Here is a 16,587-nt window from a genome sequence, read left to right as displayed (position 1 = left end):
TTTTGATCATGTGTCTAGAGACAATGTGATTGAGATGCAAGGGGTGGTGGTGGTTGAAAACCTGCCCAACCCAACCGGCGGGGTCAAGCTGAAAAATGAGATGGATATGTGGTTCTGGGCCACATGTCCGGCAAGATGCGGATGCATTCCATCCGGATCCTGCCGGATGACAAGGTCAAAGTGGAGCTCACGCCCTACGGCCTGACCAGGGCGCGGATCTGGTTCTGCGCGGAGTGACAGGTCAGAGGTTGAATGTTTTTGAATATCTAGGAGAAGACTATGAGAGTTTCGGCGTCGGTCAAGAAAATGTGCCGCAACTGTAAGATCATCAAGCGCAAAGGCGTCGTGCGAGTCATTTGCACAGACCCGCGCCACAAACAGCGTCAAGGCTGATTCGGAAGTTCAGAGGACCCAACATGGCTCGTATTGCAGGCATCAACATTCCGCCGCACAAGCACGCCGAAATCGGCTTGACGGCAATTTTTGGCATCGGCCGTACACGCGCTCGCAAGATTTGCGAGGCTTGCGGTATCGACTACACCAAAAAGATCAAGGATCTGAACGACGCGGAACTGGAAAAAGTCCGTGATCAGGTCGGCGTGTACACGATCGAAGGCGATCTGCGCCGGGAAACCACGATGAACATCAAGCGTTTGATGGACATCGGTTGCTACCGTGGTTTCCGTCACCGCCGTGGTCTGCCGGTTCGCGGTCAGCGCACCAAGACCAACGCACGTACGCGCAAGGGTCCCCGCAAGGCCGCCCAGTCGCTGAAGAAATAATCGGATTGAAGGACCCTTATGGCCAAGTCTCCCTCCAGCGCCGCATCCGCTCGCGTTCGCAAGAAGGTTCGCAAGAACGTTGCTGACGGCATCGCGCACGTGCACGCGTCGTTCAACAACACCATCATTACCATCACCGACCGCCAAGGCAATGCTTTGTCGTGGGCATCGTCGGGTGGTCAGGGCTTCAAGGGCTCGCGCAAGTCCACCCCGTTCGCTGCCCAGGTGGCCTCGGAAGTTGCTGGCCGTGCCGCCATTGAGCAGGGCATCAAGAATCTGGACGTCGAGATCAAGGGCCCCGGCCCAGGTCGCGAGTCCTCGGTGCGCGCTCTCGGCGCGCTGGGCATCCGCATCAACTCGATTGCTGACGTGACCCCGGTGCCTCACAACGGTTGCCGCCCTCAGAAGCGTCGCCGCATCTGACCCACCGTTTTACGGTGCTGCCGCTCACGCGGTACAATCAAAAGCTTTTTTGAGCGCCACCGCAGTCGCCTGCGGTGGCATTTTTTGCTAAGCCCACCGCCATCCTTTGCGAAGGACGGCTCCCGCGACATCTCGGTTGCGGTAGAAACCATAGGACATCAACGTGGCACGTTACCTCGGCCCCAAGGCCAAACTTTCCCGCCGTGAAGGCTCCGACCTATTGCTCAAGAGCGCTCGCCGCTCCATCAGCGACAAGGCCAAGTTCGACTCCAAACCAGGTCAGCATGGCCGCACCTCGGGTCAGCGCACCTCCGATTTCGGCCTGCAGCTGCGCGAGAAGCAGAAGGTCAAGCGCACCTACGGCGTGCTGGAGCGCCAGTTCCGCCGCTACTTCGCCGAAGCCGATCGCCGTCGTGGCAACACCGGTGCCAACCTGCTGTTCCTGCTGGAAGCGCGTCTGGACAACGTCGTGTTCCGCATGGGCTTCGCCTCGACCCGCGCTGAAGCGCGTCAGATCGTGTCGCACAAGGCGATCACAGTCAACGGCAAGTCCGTGAACATTCCGTCCTACTCGGTCAAGGCAGGCGATGTGATCGCCGTGCGCGAGAAATCCAAGAAGCAGGCTCGTGTGATCGAAGCCCTGGAGCTGGCCAAACAGATTGGCTTCCCTGCTTGGGTGGACGTGGCCTCCGACAAGGCTGAGGGCGTGTTCAAGAAATCGCCCGACCGCGACGAGTTTGGTTCCGACATCAACGAATCGCTGATCGTCGAACTGTATTCCCGTTAATTTCGTTCCCGGTTTCCACCTGAGGGTGGTGGCCGGGCCATGCTCCGTCTGCCTTATCGGTGTAACGAGCCGAGGGTACTGAAGGAAGTCTGAATGTTGAACAATCTGCTCAAGCCCAAAACCATCAACGTCGAGCAACTCTCGACCAACCGCGCCAAGGTGACCCTGGAGCCTTTCGAGCGTGGCTATGGTCACACCCTGGGCAATGCCCTGCGTCGCGTGTTGCTCTCCTCCATGACCGGCCATGCGCCGACCGAGGTCACCATCGCTGGCGTGGTGCACGAGTACTCTTCCATTGACGGCGTCCAGGAAGACGTGGTCAACATGCTTCTGAACCTCAAGGGCGTGGTCTTCAAACTGCACAACCGCGATGAAGTCACCCTGAGCTTGCGTAAAGATGGCGAAGGCTTGGTCACTGCTGCCGACATCCAGACCCCGCACGACGTGGAAATTGTCAACCCGGGTCACGTGATCGCCACGTTGTCGGCCGGTGCCAAGCTGGATATGCAGATCAAGGTCGAAAAAGGCCGTGGTTACGTGCCGGGCAGCCTGCGTCGCAACGACGACCAGTCGCGCTCGCTGGGTCGCATCGTGCTCGACGCATCGTTCTCGCCGATCAAGCGCGTGAGCTACACCGTTGAGAGCGCTCGCGTCGAGCAGCGCACCGACCTGGACAAGCTCGTGCTGGAGATCGAGACCAACGGTTCCATTGGTCCTGAAGAAGCCGTGCGGGCATCAGCCAAGATTCTGGTGGAGCAACTCGCGGTGTTTGCACAACTCGAAGGTGTGGAGCTCTCCGCTTTCGACGCACCGGCCCAGCGCAGCTCGCAGCAGTTTGACCCGATCTTGCTGCGTCCGGTGGACGAGTTGGAACTTACGGTTCGTTCGGCCAACTGCCTCAAGGCCGAGAACATCTATTACATCGGTGACCTGATCCAGCGCACCGAGAACGAGCTGCTCAAGACCCCCAACCTGGGTCGAAAGTCGCTCAACGAAATCAAGGAAGTGCTCGCTTCTCGCGGTCTCACCTTGGGTATGAAGCTCGAAAACTGGCCGCCGGCCGGTCTCGACAAACACTGATCCCGTCGATCAACGTCGGACGAACTCCCAGTACCTGATCCGGCTGGGGGCAAAACACTGAAAGGAACATGAAATGCGTCACGGACACGGACTTCGCAAACTCAACCGCACGAGCGAGCACCGCCTCGCCATGCTGCGCAACATGATGAACTCGCTGCTCACGCACGAAGTCATCAAGACCACGGTGCCCAAGGCCAAAGAGCTGCGCCGTGTGGTCGAACCCATGATCACCCTGGCCAAAGTGGCCACCGTGGCCAACCGCCGCCTGGCATTTGACCGCCTGCGTGACCGCGATGTGGTCGTGAAGCTGTTCAACGAACTGGGCCCGCGCTTTGCCGCTCGTCCTGGTGGCTACACCCGCATTCTGAAGATGGGTTACCGCGTGGGCGACAACGCTCCGATGGCGCTCGTCGAACTGGTGGATCGCGCAGAAGAAGCTGCTCCGGCGGCAGATGACGCGAAAGCGTGATAGAATACAAGGCTTGACGCGGAGTGGAGCAGCCTGGTAGCTCGTTGGGCTCATAACCCAAAGGTCGCAAGTTCAAATCTTGCCTCCGCAACCAATCCGGAACTGACCAGAGTTCCTCAACAAAGCCCGCTTTCAGCGGGCTTTGTTGTTTCTGCGAGATGGCAGATGGGGCCTGTGATCTGCCCCGTGGTGCTCCCAATGGAGCGGTGCCTCAATCTGGCAGCACCGCCGTCACTTCGATCTCCACCTTGGCGCGCGCTTCCACCAGGCGACTGACCTCCACGCAGGTCATCGCCGGGAAGTGTTTGCCCATCACGTCCCGGTAGGCCGATCCCAGTTCGCGCAGACGGGTGTTGTATTCGTCGCGGTCGGTGATGTACCAGGTCATGCGCGCCATGTGCTCGGGGCCGGCACCGGCGCTGGTCAGCACGGCATGCACGTTCTGCAGCGCCTGCTTGGTCTGGTGAATGAAGTCGTCGCTTTCGAACTCCTGAGCGGCGTTCCAGCCGATCTGGCCGCCGACGAAAACCAGTGTTCCGCGGGCGGAGACGCCGTTGGCATAGCCCTTGGGGGTGGCCCAGCCGGGCGGTTGCAGTTTTTGCATGGGGTGCTTTCTCTGTGCCGTCAGGCGTTGGTGTCGATGGCCATCTTGCGCAGCGCAAAGCGCTGGAGCTTGCCGGTCTCGGTGCGCGGCAGGGCGGTGACAAAACGCACCTCCCGCGGGTACTTGTAGGGGGCCAGCGAGTGCTTGACATGGTCCTGAAGGAGCTTGATCTGGGCGTCGTCGCCGGTCTGTCCTTGCTTGAGCACCACGTAGGCCAGGATCACCATGCCGCGCTCGTCGTCGGGACGCCCGACCACGCCGCATTCGGCCACCGCCGGATGTTGCATCAGGGCCGCCTCCACTTCGGGACCGGCCACGTTGTAGCCGGCGGTGATGATCATGTCGTCGGTGCGGGCCTGATAGACGAAATAGCCGTCGTCGTCCTGACTGAAGGCATCGCCCGGGAAGTTCCAGCCGTCCTGCACATACACCGCCTGGCGCGCGTCGTCGAGGTACTTGCAGCCTGTCGCGCCTTTCACGGCCAGGCGGCCGACCTGGCCACGCGGCAGCTCTTCCCCCTGCTCGTTGACGATCTTCGCCTGGTAGCCAGGCACCACTTGCCCGATCGCACCGCGCTTCACGGACTCAGGTGGGGATGAGATGAAGATGTGGAACATCTCGGTGGCGCCGATGCCGTCGAGCATCTCCAGGCCGCTGGCCTCCTTCCAGAGCTGGCGCGTGGCGTCGGGCAAGCCCTCGCCGGCGCTGACGCTGATGCGCAAACGGCCGATGCCGTGCTGTTTCGCGAACGCGGCCATCTGGCGGTAGAAGGTGGGCGCCGTGTAGCAGATGGTGGCGCCCACCTGGCCGATGAGCTTGACCATGGCCTCGGGCGTGTAGGGAATGCCCGGGAAGTAGACCGAGGCGCCCGCCCACATGGGGAACACCAGCAGGCCACCCAGGCCGAAGGTGAAGGCCAGCGGGGGTGAGCCCATGACGATGTCGTCCGGCGTGGCGCGCAGCACGTGGCGCGGCCAGGTTTCGCAGGCTGCCAGCACGTCGCGGTGCGTGTGCACCGCCGCCTTCGGGCTGCCGGTGGTGCCGGAGGTGAAGGCCAGCAGCGCGATGTCGTCGGCGCTGGTGGGGCAGGGGGAGGCTTGGTCACTGGCGTGGCGGGCCAGCGCTTCGAGCGAATCGCCGAGCACCACGGCCGCGTCGCCGGTGTTGAACAGGCGCAGCGGCAGGCCTGCCGTGTCCGGACTCAGGGCCAGGGCCGCCTTGAGCTCGTCCTGCAGCTTCACGTCGCACAGCGCCACTGAAGGCTTCGACTTGTCGATGATGGCCTTGAGCTCCGTGGCGCGCAGCAGCGGCATGGTGGCCACCGCGATCAGCCCGCTCTGCACCACGGCCAGCCAGGCCAGCGCCATCGCGACCGAGTTGCCGCCTCGCAGCAGCACACGGTTGCCGGGTTGCAGGCCCATCTGGGCCAGCACGTTCGAGAGTCGGTTCACCTCGGCCCGGGCTTGCGCGTAGCTCAGTGTGCGCTCGTCGCTGCGCAGGAAGGGTCGGTCCGCGTGGCCGTGCCCCGTGGCCCGGTCAAACAGCCTTTGCACCACGTTGAGCTGCGCGGGCAGCTGTTGCAGCTCGGGCAGGTCGTAGCACAGCTCGGGCCATTGTTCACGCGACGGCAGGCGCTCATGGACGAAACGGTCGGGTTGGGCAGAAGGGTGGGTTTCCATGCTGTTCTCCAGACTCAGGCTTTCAGGGCGTTCTTGCCCAGGATGAGCAGCTGCACCTCGCTCGCACCTTCGTAGATGCGCAGCGAGCGGATGTCGCGGTAGAGGTGTTCGATGGTCTGGCCGACCTGCACGCCGCGGCCGCCGAACATCTGCAGCGCCATGTCGATGACCTTTTGTGCGTTCTCGGTGGCGGTGAGCTTGGCGCTGGCGGCCGCGGCGGTGTAGGCCGGTGTGCCGGCGCCGCTGGTGCTGCTGCAGTCGCGTTGCCAGGCGGCGCGGTAGGTGAGCAGGGCGGCGGCGTCGATCAGCGCGCTCATCTCGCCCAGCCTGGCCTGCGTGAGCTGGAAGTCGGCCAGGGTCTGCCCGAACATCTTGCGGCTCTTGGCGTGGGCCACCGCCTCGGCAAAGGCGCGGCGCGCCATGCCCAGCGCAGCGGCGGCGACCGAGGCGCGGAAGATGTCCAGCGTCTGCATGGCGAGCTTGAAACCGCCGTTCACGCTGCCGACCAGTGCGTCATGGGCGATGGTGCAGTCGCTGAAAGCCAATGTGGCCAGCGGGTGAGGCGCCATCACCTGGATGTGGGCGCTGCTGTCCAGGCCCGGCGCATCAGCGTCGACGATGAAGGCGCTGATGCCGCGCGCGCCTGCGCCCGGATCGGTCTTGGCGAACACCACGTAGAAGTCCGCCATGCCGCCATTGCTGATCCAGGTTTTCTGGCCGTTCAGTTGCCAGCCGGTCGCTGTCTGCGTGGCGCTCAACGCCATCGCGGCGACGTCGGAGCCGGCATCGGGTTCGCTCAAGGCAAAGGCCGCGATCTTCTCGCCGCTGGCCACGGCGCGCAGGTAGCGCGACTGCTGGGCGGGCGTGCCGGCCAGCGTGATGGCACCGCTGCCCAGGCCTTGCATGGCGAAGGCGAAGTCGGCCAGCGGTGAATGAAAGGCCAGGGTCTCACGCAGGATCACCAGCGCGCGCGAGTCCAGCGTGGGCAGCGCGCCGCCGTGGGCTTCGGGCACGCAGTAACGCAGCCAGCCGGCGGCGCCCAGGCGTTGCACCCATTCACGGCAGGCGGCCCGGTCGTCGGACTCGTCGACGTGCTGCTCGCGCGCCCAGGTCACGAGACCATTGGCGAGCGCGCGGTGGGCGTCATCGAAGAAGGGCAGTTCGAGGTGTGCGGTCGGCGCCAGCGCGCCGTGTGGGTGGGGGTGTTCGAAGGCGACCATGTCAGGACTCCCGCCGGGCCGCCCCAAGGGTGGCCAGCGCCCCTTTGGGGGGCAGCGAATACACGAAGTGATGAGCGTGGGGGTGCATGTTGTTGTCCTCAATCGCCTTCGAAGACCGGGCGCTGCTTGGCGGCGAACGCCTCGTAGGCACGGGTGAAATCCTGCGTCTGCATGCAGATGGCCTGGGCCTGCGCCTCGGCCTCGATGGCCTGGTCCAGCGTCATGGCCCACTCCTGGTGCAGCATCGTCTTGGTCATGCCGTGCGCGAAGGTCGGGCCCTGCGCCAGTTGGGATGCCAGCTTGTGCGCGGCAGGCAGCAGCGCATCGCTCTCATGCAGCGCGTTGAAGAAGCCCCAGGCGTGGCCTTCCGCTGCGGTCATGGCGCGGCCGGTGAAGAGCAGCTCGCTCGCACGGCCTTGGCCGATCATGCGTGGCAGCAGGGCACAGGCGCCCATGTCGGCGCCGGCCAGGCCCACGCGGGTGAACAGGAAAGCGACCGTGGCCCCGGGGGTGCCCAGGCGCAGGTCCGAGGCCAGCGCCATCATCGCGCCGGCCCCGGCGCACACGCCGTCGAGCGCGGCCACGATGGGCTGCGGGCAGGCGCGCATGGCGCTGACCAGGGCGCCCGTCATGCGGGTGAAGGCCAGCAGCTCGGGCATCGTCATCTTCGTGAGCGGGCCGATGATCTCGTGCACGTCCCCGCCCGAGCAGAAGTTGCCGCCCGCGCCGGTGAGCACCACCGCCTTGATGTCGGTGGCGCGCTGCAGGCCGAGGAACCAGTCGCGCAGTTCGGCGTAGGAGTCGAAGGTGAGCGGGTTCTTGCGTTCGGGCCGGTTCAGCGTGAGGGTGGCCACGCCGTCGGCGACGCTGAGGGCGAAGTGCCTGGGGGTGGCGCCGGCCATCGCGCTGTACTGCGCACGCATGGGGTTGTGATCTGGGATGGGGTGTTTCATGGCGTGTTTACTCTGCTTCTGTGACGGTGCGCTGGTTCAGGTCCCGTTGGTGTTGTTTCACTTTGCCCAGCAGCTTGTGCAGCTGGTCGAGATCGCGCGGTGACAGGCCGTCGAAGGCTTCGACGATCCACTGCTCGTGCTGCGCCGCCATGCGCTCGAAGGCGCTGCGACCCTCGGGGGTGAGGCGCACGAGGAAGGCGCGGCGGTCGCCTTCGACCGCCATGCGTTCCACCAGCCCTTCAGCCACCAGCTGGTCGGTGATGCCGGTGACGTTGCCGCCGGTGACCATGAGCCGGTGCGACAGCTCCTTCATCTTCAGGCCCTCGGGGTGGCGTTCCAGCTGGGCCATCAGGTCGAAGCGGGGCAGTGTGGTGTCGAACTGTTCGCGCAGGCCCACGCGCACGCGCTTTTCGATCAGTTGTGAACAGGTGAGCAGGCGCAACCAGAGGCGCAGCTCCTGCGCGTGTTCGCTGTGGGCGCGGGCTTCGAGATCGAGGGTGTCGGTGAGCATGGAAATTCCTTCGCCCTATCGGGCTGCGGTGCGAGCTGGCTGGGGGCGGCCCGGTGCTGCGCTCATGTCACTGGGCCTCGGCGGGGTCTTGCGTGGCGACGGTGCCCTGCAGCGCCTGCTGGCGCGCGATCTCGCGGTAGAGCTGGTCGCGCCCGCTCAGGTAAGGCAGCGGCCAGTCCACCGCACGGGTCTGCAACCTGGCCGCTTCGTGCAGCGTCCAGGCCGGGTCGGCCAGGTGCGGACGGGCCACGGCGCAGAGGTCGGCGCGGCCAGCGCCGATGATGCTGTTGGCGTGGTCGGCCTCGCTGATGGCGCCCACCGCCATGGTCAGGATGCCCACCTCGTTGCGCACGCGGTCGGCGAAGGGTGTCTGGTACATGCGGCCATAGACGGGTTTGGCCTGGCGCGTGGTCTGGCCCGAAGACACGTCGATCACGTCGCAGCCGGCGGCCTTGAACAGCCGCGCCATGGCCACCGCGTCGTCGGGCGTGTTGCCACCGGGCGCCCAGTCGTGCGCCGAGATGCGCACGCTCATGGGCTTGTCGGCGGGCCACGCGGCGCGCATGGCGGCGAACACCTCCAGCGGGTAGCGGCAGCGGTTTTCGAGCGAGCCGCCGTAGTCGTCGGTGCGCTGGTTGGTGAGCGGGCAGATGAAGGCCGAGAGCAGGTAGCCGTGGGCGGCGTGCAGCTCCAGCCAGTCGAAGCCGGCGGCGGCGGCGCGCTGCGTGGACGCCACAAAGGCCGCGGTCATCGTGTCCATGTCGGCGCGGGTCATCGCCTGGGGCACCTGGTTCTGCTCGCCATAGGGCACGGCGCTGGCCGAGAGCAGCGGCCAGTTGCCTTGCTGCAGTGGCTCGTCGGTGGTCTCCCAGCCGAGCTGCGTGGAGCCCTTGGGTCCGCTGTGGCCGAGCTGGATGCCGATCTTCGCGTGGCTGTTGCTGTGCGCAAAGTCCACGATGCGCTGGAAGGCGGCCTGCTGCACGTCGTTCCACAGGCCCGGGCAGCCGGGGGTGATGCGGCCTTCGGGCGTGGGGCTGGTCATCTCCACCATCACCAGTGCCGCACCACCGACAGCGCGCGCGCCCAGGTGCATCAGGTGCCAGTCGCCGGCCACGCCATCCGTGGCCTTGTACTGCGCCATGGGCGAGACGACGATGCGGTTCTTCAGCTCGACGCCGCGCACCTTCAGCGGCAGCAACATGGGCGGCGTGGGGTGCTTCTTGGGCGCGGTGCCGGGTGCGGCTTTGGACTCCAGCCATGCCTCGTAGCCTTCGAGCCAGTTCGCATCGCGCAGCCGCAGGTTCTCGTGGCTGATGCGCTGGCTGCGCGTGAGCAGCGAGTAGCTGAACTGCTCAATGTCCATGCCGGTGTAGCGGTCGACGTTCTCGAACCACTCGGTGGAGTTGCGCGCCGCGTTCTGGATCTTCAGCACCTCGACACTGCGGCGCGCTTCGTAGCCCTGCAGCACCTCGGCCATGTCGGCGTTGGCGTGGCGCGTGAACTCGTCGGCCAGGTCGATCGCGTCTTCCAGCGCGAGCTTGGTCCCGCTGCCGATGGAGAAGTGCGCGGTGTGCGCGGCGTCGCCCATCAGCACGATGGGAACGCGGCGGACAGGGGCCGGCGCCGGGCCGCCCCAAGCCGGACCAGCCCCCTCGGGGGGCAGCGACCCGCGCAGCGGTGGAGCGTGGGGGTCGGCAATGTCCTGCCAGTGCACCCAGGTGTGGCAGATCACGCGTGGGAAGCGGATCCAGTTGGCCGAGCCGCGCAGGTGCTTGGCGTTGCTGATCAGGGCGTTGCCATCCAGGTACTTCGCGAACAGCTTTTCGCAGAACGCCACGCCGTCTTCCTGGCTCATGTCTTCGATGCCGTGCGCCTTCCACACGTCTTCCGGCGTTTCAACGATGAAGGTTGAGGTCTCGTCGTCGAACTTGTAGGCGTGCGCCTGGAACCAGCCGTGCTCGGTCTGTTCGAACGCGAAGGTGAAGGCGTCAAAGGTCTTCCTGGTGCCCAGCCAGACGAAGCGGCACTGGCGGGTGTCGATGTCGGGCTGGAAGGTGCTCTCGTAGCGCGTGCGGATGCGGCTGTTCAGGCCGTCGCTCGCGATCACGAGGTCGGCGTTGTACTGCTGCGCCAGTGCCTGGTCGTCGGTCACGTCGGTCTCGAACACCAGGTCCACACCGAGGGCCAGACAGCGTTCCTGCAGGATGTTGAGCAGGCGCTTGCGCCCGATGCCGATGAAGCCGTGACCACCGGAGCGCACGCGGCCGCCCTTGTAGAAGACCTCAATGTCGTCCCAGTGGTTGAAGGCGTCGGCCATCTGCTGGGCCGATTCCGGGTCGGCCTTCTTCAGGTTCTGCAGCGTCTGGTCGGAGAACACCACGCCCCAGCCAAAGGTGTCGAACGGCCGGTTGCGCTCGACCACCGTGACGGTGAGCGAGGGGTCGCGCCGCTTCATGAGCAGCGCGAAATACAGGCCCGCAGGCCCACCACCGATGCACAGGATGCGCCGCAGCGCTGGATGAGAGGTGTTCATGCCTAATTAGTTTAGACCTGAAATATATTCGACCAACCGGGTAAACCCGAACCGCGTTGATGGACCCGGTATCTTCTGCGCGCCCACGGTGCAAGAATGGACCCGTTCAACCTAGGAGTTCCACATGTCCCTGTACCGATTCAAGTCCCGAGAAACGGGCGACCTCGTGATGCTCCAGCCCACCGGCAAGCGCATCCTTGAAATCCTGGGCAAAGACCCCGCCGGGCCCGGCATCCTTCAACCGGCCGAGTTTCCCGGTGCGGTCGAGGCATTGCGCGAGGCGGCGGTGGTCGAAGAAGCCCTGCACCAGCGCCTCAAGGAAGAGGCCCGGGCCAAGGGCGAACCCGAACCGGAGTTCGAGACGGTCAGCCTGCGCATGCGTTGTGCGCCCTTCATCGAGATGATGCAGCGCTGCCAGACGGCGGACGTGGCGATCGTCTGGGGCACCTGACCCCTGGCAAGGGTTGTTCGGCGGGCGCAAAAAAGCCGCCCGAAGGCGGCTTGCTGGGTTGGCCTGCGCCCGACCGGGCGCGGGTGCCCGGCGCTTCAGTCGGCGAACTGGCCGGCAGCGTCGATCACAGCCTTCAGTTTGGTGATTTCGCTGGCCACGAACGCCTTGTGGCCCGCTGGGGTCACGCGGCTGTCGGTCACGACGATGGCGCCGAGTTCATTCTGTTTCTTGACGAACTCAGGGTCCTTCAGCGCGACCTGCAGGGCGTCGTTGAGCTTCTTCTGCACGTCGGCCGGCGTGCCCTTGGGTGCGTACATGGCGTGCCAGATCGTCAGGTTGAAGCCCTTGAGGCCCATTTCCTGCAGCGATGGGTAGTCCTTGAGCAGCTTGTGGCCACTCAGCGGCTTGGCGGTGGTCACGGCGAAGGCCTTGACGCGGCCGGCTTCGATCTGCGCCGTGGTGTTGGTGGTCTGGTCGCACATCACGTCCACCTGGCCGCCCAGCAGGTCGTTCATGGCCGGGCCCGTGCCGCGGTAGGCGATGGTGGTCATGGACTTGTCCAGTTTCATCGCCGACTGCCACATCAGGCCGCACAGGTGGGAGGCGGAACCCAGCCCGGCGTGGGCCAGGTTGAGCTTGCCGCCGTTGGCCTTGATGTAATTCTCGAAGTCGCGGTAGGTGGCGGCGGGCAGCTTGGGCGCGCCCAGCAGCGTCATCGGCACGTCGTTGATCATGCCGAGGTACTCGAAGTCTTCCAGCGGCTTGTAGGGCAGCTTGCGGTACAGGCCGGCCGTGGCGGCCATGCCGATGTGCCAGACCAGCAGGGTGTGGCCATCGGGTGCGGCACGGGCGACCTTGGCGGCACCGATGGTGCCACCGGCACCGGCCGCGTTTTCCACCACCACCGTGGCGCCGCCCAGGGGCTTGCGCATGGCTTCGGCCAGCTGACGCGCGACGAGGTCGGTCGGGCCGCCGGCGGCGAAAGGCACCACGAGGGTGATGGGCTTGGAGGGGAAGGCTTGGGCAAAGGCGCCGGCCGAGACGGCGGCGGTCAGTGCAAGGGCCAGGATCTTTTTCATGCAGTTGCTCCTAGGATGGGATGTTCGACGCTGCATGGTAGCCCTCAAACCCGGGCCTGGAATCGCGGTAATTACGTAGCCGGCCACAGGGGAAAACCCTTTCGTGACAGGTGTTTGCGCCAGATCAACGGTAGCTGCGGGCGTCCTCGATCACCTTGCCGTCGTTGGGCAGGCTGCCCGGGCGCACCACCTGCACCTGCCCACGCAGTTTGGTGACCTCCCGCATGGCGGCCTCGATCTGTTCGCGGAGTCCTTCGCCCACATCACTGGCTTCCACCTGCAGGCACATCTGGTCGTTCGCCATTTCGCCGCTGACCACCAGACGGGCCTTGTGCACTTGCGGAAAGCGCTTGGCGATGTCGGCCACCTGGGCCGCGTGCACGAACATGCCCTTGATCTTGGTGGTCTGGTCGGCGCGGCCCATCCAGCCCTTGATGCGTGGCGCGGTGCGGCCCGTGGGGCAGGTGCCAGGCAACACGGCCGAGAGGTCACCGGTGCCGAAGCGGATCAGCGGGTAGGCCGGGTTGAGGCTGGTCACGACCAGTTCGCCCACCTCGCCCTCCGCCACCGGGTCGCCCGTGCCGGGACGCACGATCTCGACAATCACGCCCTCTTCCAGCACCAGTCCCTCGCGCGCCGCGGTCTCGTAGGCCACCAGACCGAGGTCGGCGGTGGCGTAGGTCTGGTACACGTCCACGCCCTGTTCCTTGAACCAGGCCGTGAGGCTGGGGGGGCAGGCCTCGCCACCGACCGAGGCCTTGCTCAGGCTGCGCACGTCCGAACCGGTGTCGCGGGCCTTCTCCAGCAGGATGCGCAGGAAGCTCGGCGTGCCGGTGTAGCCGTTGGGCTTGAGGTCCACCATGGCTTCGAGCTGCTGCTCGGTCTGGCCGGTGCCGGCCGGGAACACGGTGCAACCCACGGCGTGCGCGCCCGACTCCAGGATGAACGCACCCGGTGTCATGTGGTAACTGAAGCTGTTGTGCACCAGCTCGCCGGAGCGGAAGCCGGCGGCGAACAGGGCGCGGCCGGCGCGCCAGTAGTCCTTGCTCGCGCCTTCAGGTTCGTAGATCGGGCCCGGCGACGCGAAGATGCGCGACATCGCCGGCCCGCGCAGCAGGGCGGAAAAACCACCGAACGCATCGTGCTGCCGCTTGGCCTTCTGGCGCTCCAGCAGCTCGCTCTTGCGCGTGACCGGGATGCGGGTCAGCGCGGCGCGGCTCTGGATGCCCGAGACGTCGATGTCCCGCAGGATGTCGGCGAACGCCGCGCTGTTCTGCTTGGCGTGCGCCAGCTGACCCGGCAGCGCGGCCATCTGAGCGGCTTCACGATCAGCGGGTGAACGGGTTTCCAGGCGGTCAAAGAAGTCGGTCATGGCAGCAGCGACAAAAGGTGGAGGGAGGTGTCTTGAACCAAGAACGCGGTGGAACCGGCTTTGCCGGGCCACTCGCGTTGCCCCCTTGAGGGGGTGACGCCGAAGGCGGCGCAGGGGTGGGCCAGCAGAAGCTGTTGGCTCGCTACGCGAGCCAACGCTTCCTGCGCTTGTAACTTTTCACGTCCTTGAACGACTTGCGCTCGCCGCCGCCCATGCCGAGGTAGAACTCTTTCACGTCTTCGTTGTTGCGCAGGTCGGCGGCAGCGCCGTCCATCACGATGCGGCCGCTTTCCATGATGTAGCCGTAGTCGGCGTACTTCAGCGCCATGTTGGTGTTCTGCTCGGCCAGCAGGAAGGTGACCTTTTCCTTGGTGTTGAGGTCTTTCACGATCTCGAACACCTCTTCCACGATCTGTGGCGCCAGGCCCATCGAGGGTTCGTCGAGCAGCACCACGCTGGGGTTGGCCATGAGCGCGCGGCCGATGGCGCACATCTGCTGCTCGCCGCCCGAGGTGTAGGCCGCCTGCGAGGTGCGGCGCGTCTTCAGGCGCGGGAAGTAGTTGTAGACCTTCTCCAGGTTGCGCGCGATCTCGGCCTTGTCGGTGCGCGTGTAAGAACCGGTCATCAGGTTCTCTTCGATGGTCAGGTGGGCGAAGCAGTGGCGCCCTTCCATCACCTGCACCACCCCGCGGTTCACCAGATCGGCGGGCGTGAGGTTTTCAATGCGCTCGCCGCGCAGCTCCACGCTGCCCTTGGTGACCTCGCCGCGCTCGGCCTTGAGCAGGTTGGAGATGGCGCGCAGCGTGGTCGTCTTGCCCGCGCCATTGCCGCCCAGCAGCGCCGCGATCTTGCCCTCGGGCACGTTGAGCGAAACGCCCTTCAACACGAGGATCACGTGGTTGTAGATGACCTCGATGCCGTTGACGTTGAGAACGATGTTGGGAGTCGTCATGGTGTGTTCCTTGGGAGCCATTCGAAAGGTGTGGCGAACCGACCTTTCGGATGGGGGCTGAGCAGGTCAGCCCGGATCAATCTTCAGCACGTCCCGCCGCAGACGAAGTGACCCCATCAAGGGACACCGCGGAACCGGCTTTGCCGGGCCGCTGGTGTCGCCCCCTTGAGGGGGTCGCGCAAAGCGCGGCGGGGGTGATTCCGATCAGCTCTGGCAGTCGGCCGGCGCGCGTCGGGTCAGCTTCTTCTCGGCCGCGTACTTGTCGGCGGCGGCCTTGACCATGGGCTTGAGCACCTGCTCGTCGGCCTGGAGCCATTCGCTGGAGAACTGCCACTTGGCACCGTCCCAGGTGTGCACGCGGGCCCAGTTGGCGCCCATGTGGTCCTGGCAGCTGGTGGAGATCGGGCGCATCACGCCCTTGAAGCCCAGCGCGTCCAGCTTGGGCTGCGTCAGGTTCAGGTTTTCATAGCCCCAGCGGGCCTGCTCACCCGTCACGACCTTGCCCTTGCCAAAGCGTTCCTGGGCAGCGCGCACGCCTTCCACGCCGAACATGGCGCTCATCAGGCCGCGCATGTACAGCACGTCGCCGACCTCTTCCTTCGGTCCGGTGCCCTGGCCTTTGTCGTGCAGCTTCGCCAGCACTTCCTTGACCACGTCCGCACCCTTCTCGGTGCCGTGTTGCATGGTCACGGCGTTGTAGCCCTTGGCGCCCGCGCCCACGTCCTTCACGTCCGGCTCGGCACCGGCCCACCACACGCCCCACATCTTTTCACGCGGGTAGCCGGTCGCCTGTGCTTCCTTCAGGGCGGTGGAGTTCATCACGCCCCAGCCCCACAGCATCACGTGGTCAGGGCGCTGCTGGCGCACCTGCAGCCAGGTGGCTTTCTGCTCGACGCCAGGGGCGGTCACGGGCAGCAGGCTGAGCTGGAAGCCGAGCTGGGCAGCACGCTCCTGCAGCAGCGGGATCGGCTCTTTGCCAAACGGGCTGTCGTGGTAAACCAGCGCGATCTTCTTGCCCTTGAGCTTGTCCATGCCGCCTTCTTTCTTGGCGATCTGCTGGACCAGCGCATCGGCTGCGACCCAGTAGGTGCCGGCGATGGGGAAGTTCCACTTGAACACGCCGCCGTCCGACGACTCGCTGCGGCCATAGCCGGCGGTGATCAATGGAATCTTGTCATTGGGGGCCTTCTCGGTCAGCGCGAAGGTGATGCCGGTCGACAGCGGCTGGAACACCGTGGCGCCCTTGCCCTTCAGGCGTTCGTAGCACTCCACGCCACGGTCGGTGGCGTAGCCGGTCTCGCACTCTTCAAAGGAGATCTTGACGCCGTTGATGCCGCCGCGCGCATTCACCAGCTTGAGGTAGTCCACATAGCCATTGGCGAACGGCACGCCGTTGGGCGCGTAGGCTCCGGTGCGGTACACCAGCACCGGGAAGAACTGCTCCTTGGCCTGGGCCATGGCAGCCGTCGGGACCAGAGCGCCGGAAAGGGCACCACAGGCCATGGACACAGAAAGAACCAGATTGCGCATCTTCATCATTTGTCTCCTAAAGGAACGTTCAAACAAACACACAGAAAACCATCACTCAAAATCACATCTGTAACCGGGGCACGTGCACCTGCCAGGGCTCCCGTGGAACCGGCTTCGCCGGGCCACAGGGAGCGTCCCCCTTCCAGGGGGAAGACGCGAAGC

At 65.3% G+C, this 16,587-nt stretch carries 17 protein-coding genes, 1 tRNA gene and 1 pseudogene; 9 read left to right on the top strand and 10 right to left on the bottom strand.

The annotated features are described in order from the left end of the window. Positions 1 to 34 precede the first annotated feature (34 nt). The 8 genes and pseudogenes from infA (at position 35) to IM738_RS19005 (ending at position 3,635) form a co-directional block, all read left to right on the top strand. A pseudogene (infA, locus tag IM738_RS19040) lies at positions 35 to 237 on the top strand (translation initiation factor IF-1). Between the two features lie 42 nt (positions 238 to 279). Beyond that, entirely contained in the window at positions 280 to 393 is a 114-nt protein-coding gene (gene rpmJ, locus IM738_RS19035; protein ID WP_066157211.1) for a 50S ribosomal protein L36, read from the top strand. 23 nt (positions 394 to 416) lie between these two features. Beyond that, positions 417 to 782: a 30S ribosomal protein S13 gene (gene rpsM / locus IM738_RS19030; protein WP_077329693.1), complete on the top strand. Its 366-nt coding sequence runs from the start codon at positions 417 to 419 to the stop codon at positions 780 to 782. 18 nt (positions 783 to 800) lie between these two features. Beyond that, positions 801 to 1,205 (top strand): 30S ribosomal protein S11, encoded by a 405-nt coding sequence (gene rpsK / locus IM738_RS19025; RefSeq protein ID WP_077329695.1) that lies wholly within the window; start codon positions 801 to 803, stop codon positions 1,203 to 1,205. A gap of 163 nt (positions 1,206 to 1,368) precedes the next feature. Next, positions 1,369 to 1,992 (top strand): 30S ribosomal protein S4, encoded by a 624-nt coding sequence (gene rpsD, locus IM738_RS19020; protein WP_236962612.1) that lies wholly within the window; start codon positions 1,369 to 1,371, stop codon positions 1,990 to 1,992. A 93-nt stretch (positions 1,993 to 2,085) separates the two neighbouring features. Beyond that, positions 2,086 to 3,072 (top strand): DNA-directed RNA polymerase subunit alpha, encoded by a 987-nt coding sequence (locus IM738_RS19015; protein WP_236962611.1) that lies wholly within the window; start codon positions 2,086 to 2,088, stop codon positions 3,070 to 3,072. 73 nt (positions 3,073 to 3,145) lie between these two features. Beyond that, positions 3,146 to 3,541, top strand: a complete 396-nt coding sequence (rplQ, locus tag IM738_RS19010; RefSeq protein WP_236962610.1) for a 50S ribosomal protein L17 — start codon at positions 3,146 to 3,148, stop codon at positions 3,539 to 3,541. Positions 3,542 to 3,558: 17 nt separating this feature from the next. Further along, positions 3,559 to 3,635, top strand: a tRNA-Met gene (locus IM738_RS19005). A gap of 117 nt (positions 3,636 to 3,752) precedes the next feature. Here the strand turns inward: IM738_RS19005 and IM738_RS19000 are convergent. The 6 genes from IM738_RS19000 to IM738_RS18975 form a co-directional block, all read right to left on the bottom strand. Next, positions 3,753 to 4,145, bottom strand: a complete 393-nt coding sequence (locus tag IM738_RS19000) for a RidA family protein (RefSeq protein ID WP_236962609.1) — start codon at positions 4,143 to 4,145, stop codon at positions 3,753 to 3,755. Between the two features lie 20 nt (positions 4,146 to 4,165). Then, positions 4,166 to 5,824 carry an AMP-binding protein gene (locus IM738_RS18995; protein ID WP_236962608.1) on the bottom strand — a complete coding sequence of 553 codons (1,659 nt, stop codon included), beginning with the start codon at positions 5,822 to 5,824 and terminating at the stop codon, positions 4,166 to 4,168. Positions 5,825 to 5,838: 14 nt separating this feature from the next. Then, complete coding sequence (locus tag IM738_RS18990) at positions 5,839 to 7,044, bottom strand: acyl-CoA dehydrogenase family protein (protein WP_236962607.1); 1,206 nt, start codon at positions 7,042 to 7,044, stop codon at positions 5,839 to 5,841. A gap of 98 nt (positions 7,045 to 7,142) precedes the next feature. Next, positions 7,143 to 7,997: an enoyl-CoA hydratase family protein gene (locus IM738_RS18985; protein ID WP_236962606.1), complete on the bottom strand. Its 855-nt coding sequence runs from the start codon at positions 7,995 to 7,997 to the stop codon at positions 7,143 to 7,145. Positions 7,998 to 8,004: 7 nt separating this feature from the next. Continuing rightward, positions 8,005 to 8,508, bottom strand: coding sequence for a MarR family winged helix-turn-helix transcriptional regulator (locus IM738_RS18980; protein ID WP_236962605.1), 504 nt, complete (start codon positions 8,506 to 8,508; stop codon positions 8,005 to 8,007). Between the two features lie 67 nt (positions 8,509 to 8,575). After that, positions 8,576 to 11,041: a bifunctional salicylyl-CoA 5-hydroxylase/oxidoreductase gene (locus IM738_RS18975; RefSeq protein WP_236962604.1), complete on the bottom strand. Its 2,466-nt coding sequence runs from the start codon at positions 11,039 to 11,041 to the stop codon at positions 8,576 to 8,578. A 124-nt stretch (positions 11,042 to 11,165) separates the two neighbouring features. Here IM738_RS18975 and IM738_RS18970 point away from each other — a divergent pair, with 124 nt between their 5' ends. After that, positions 11,166 to 11,492 carry a DUF1840 domain-containing protein gene (locus tag IM738_RS18970; protein ID WP_236962603.1) on the top strand — a complete coding sequence of 109 codons (327 nt, stop codon included), beginning with the start codon at positions 11,166 to 11,168 and terminating at the stop codon, positions 11,490 to 11,492. A 95-nt stretch (positions 11,493 to 11,587) separates the two neighbouring features. Here IM738_RS18970 and IM738_RS18965 read toward each other — a convergent pair whose 3' ends face one another. The 4 genes from IM738_RS18965 to IM738_RS18950 all read right to left on the bottom strand — a co-directional run bounded on the left by IM738_RS18965 (position 11,588) and on the right by IM738_RS18950 (position 16,431). After that, the gene (locus IM738_RS18965; RefSeq protein ID WP_236962602.1) at positions 11,588 to 12,571 is read right to left on the bottom strand and encodes a tripartite tricarboxylate transporter substrate-binding protein; all 984 of its coding nucleotides are present in this window, start codon (positions 12,569 to 12,571) and stop codon (positions 11,588 to 11,590) included. A 124-nt stretch (positions 12,572 to 12,695) separates the two neighbouring features. Next, the gene (locus tag IM738_RS18960) at positions 12,696 to 13,943 is read right to left on the bottom strand and encodes a phenylacetate--CoA ligase family protein (RefSeq protein ID WP_236962601.1); all 1,248 of its coding nucleotides are present in this window, start codon (positions 13,941 to 13,943) and stop codon (positions 12,696 to 12,698) included. 142 nt (positions 13,944 to 14,085) lie between these two features. Continuing rightward, positions 14,086 to 14,895: an ABC transporter ATP-binding protein gene (locus IM738_RS18955; RefSeq protein WP_236962600.1), complete on the bottom strand. Its 810-nt coding sequence runs from the start codon at positions 14,893 to 14,895 to the stop codon at positions 14,086 to 14,088. A gap of 204 nt (positions 14,896 to 15,099) precedes the next feature. Then, positions 15,100 to 16,431 (bottom strand): ABC transporter substrate-binding protein, encoded by a 1,332-nt coding sequence (locus tag IM738_RS18950; protein WP_236962599.1) that lies wholly within the window; start codon positions 16,429 to 16,431, stop codon positions 15,100 to 15,102. Positions 16,432 to 16,587: the final 156 nt, after the last annotated feature.

The sequence above is a fragment of the Hydrogenophaga sp. SL48 genome (assembly GCF_021729865.1).
Taxonomy (GTDB): Bacteria; Pseudomonadota; Gammaproteobacteria; order Burkholderiales; family Burkholderiaceae_C; genus Hydrogenophaga.
This window is presented reverse-complemented; position numbering and strand designations above follow the sequence as displayed.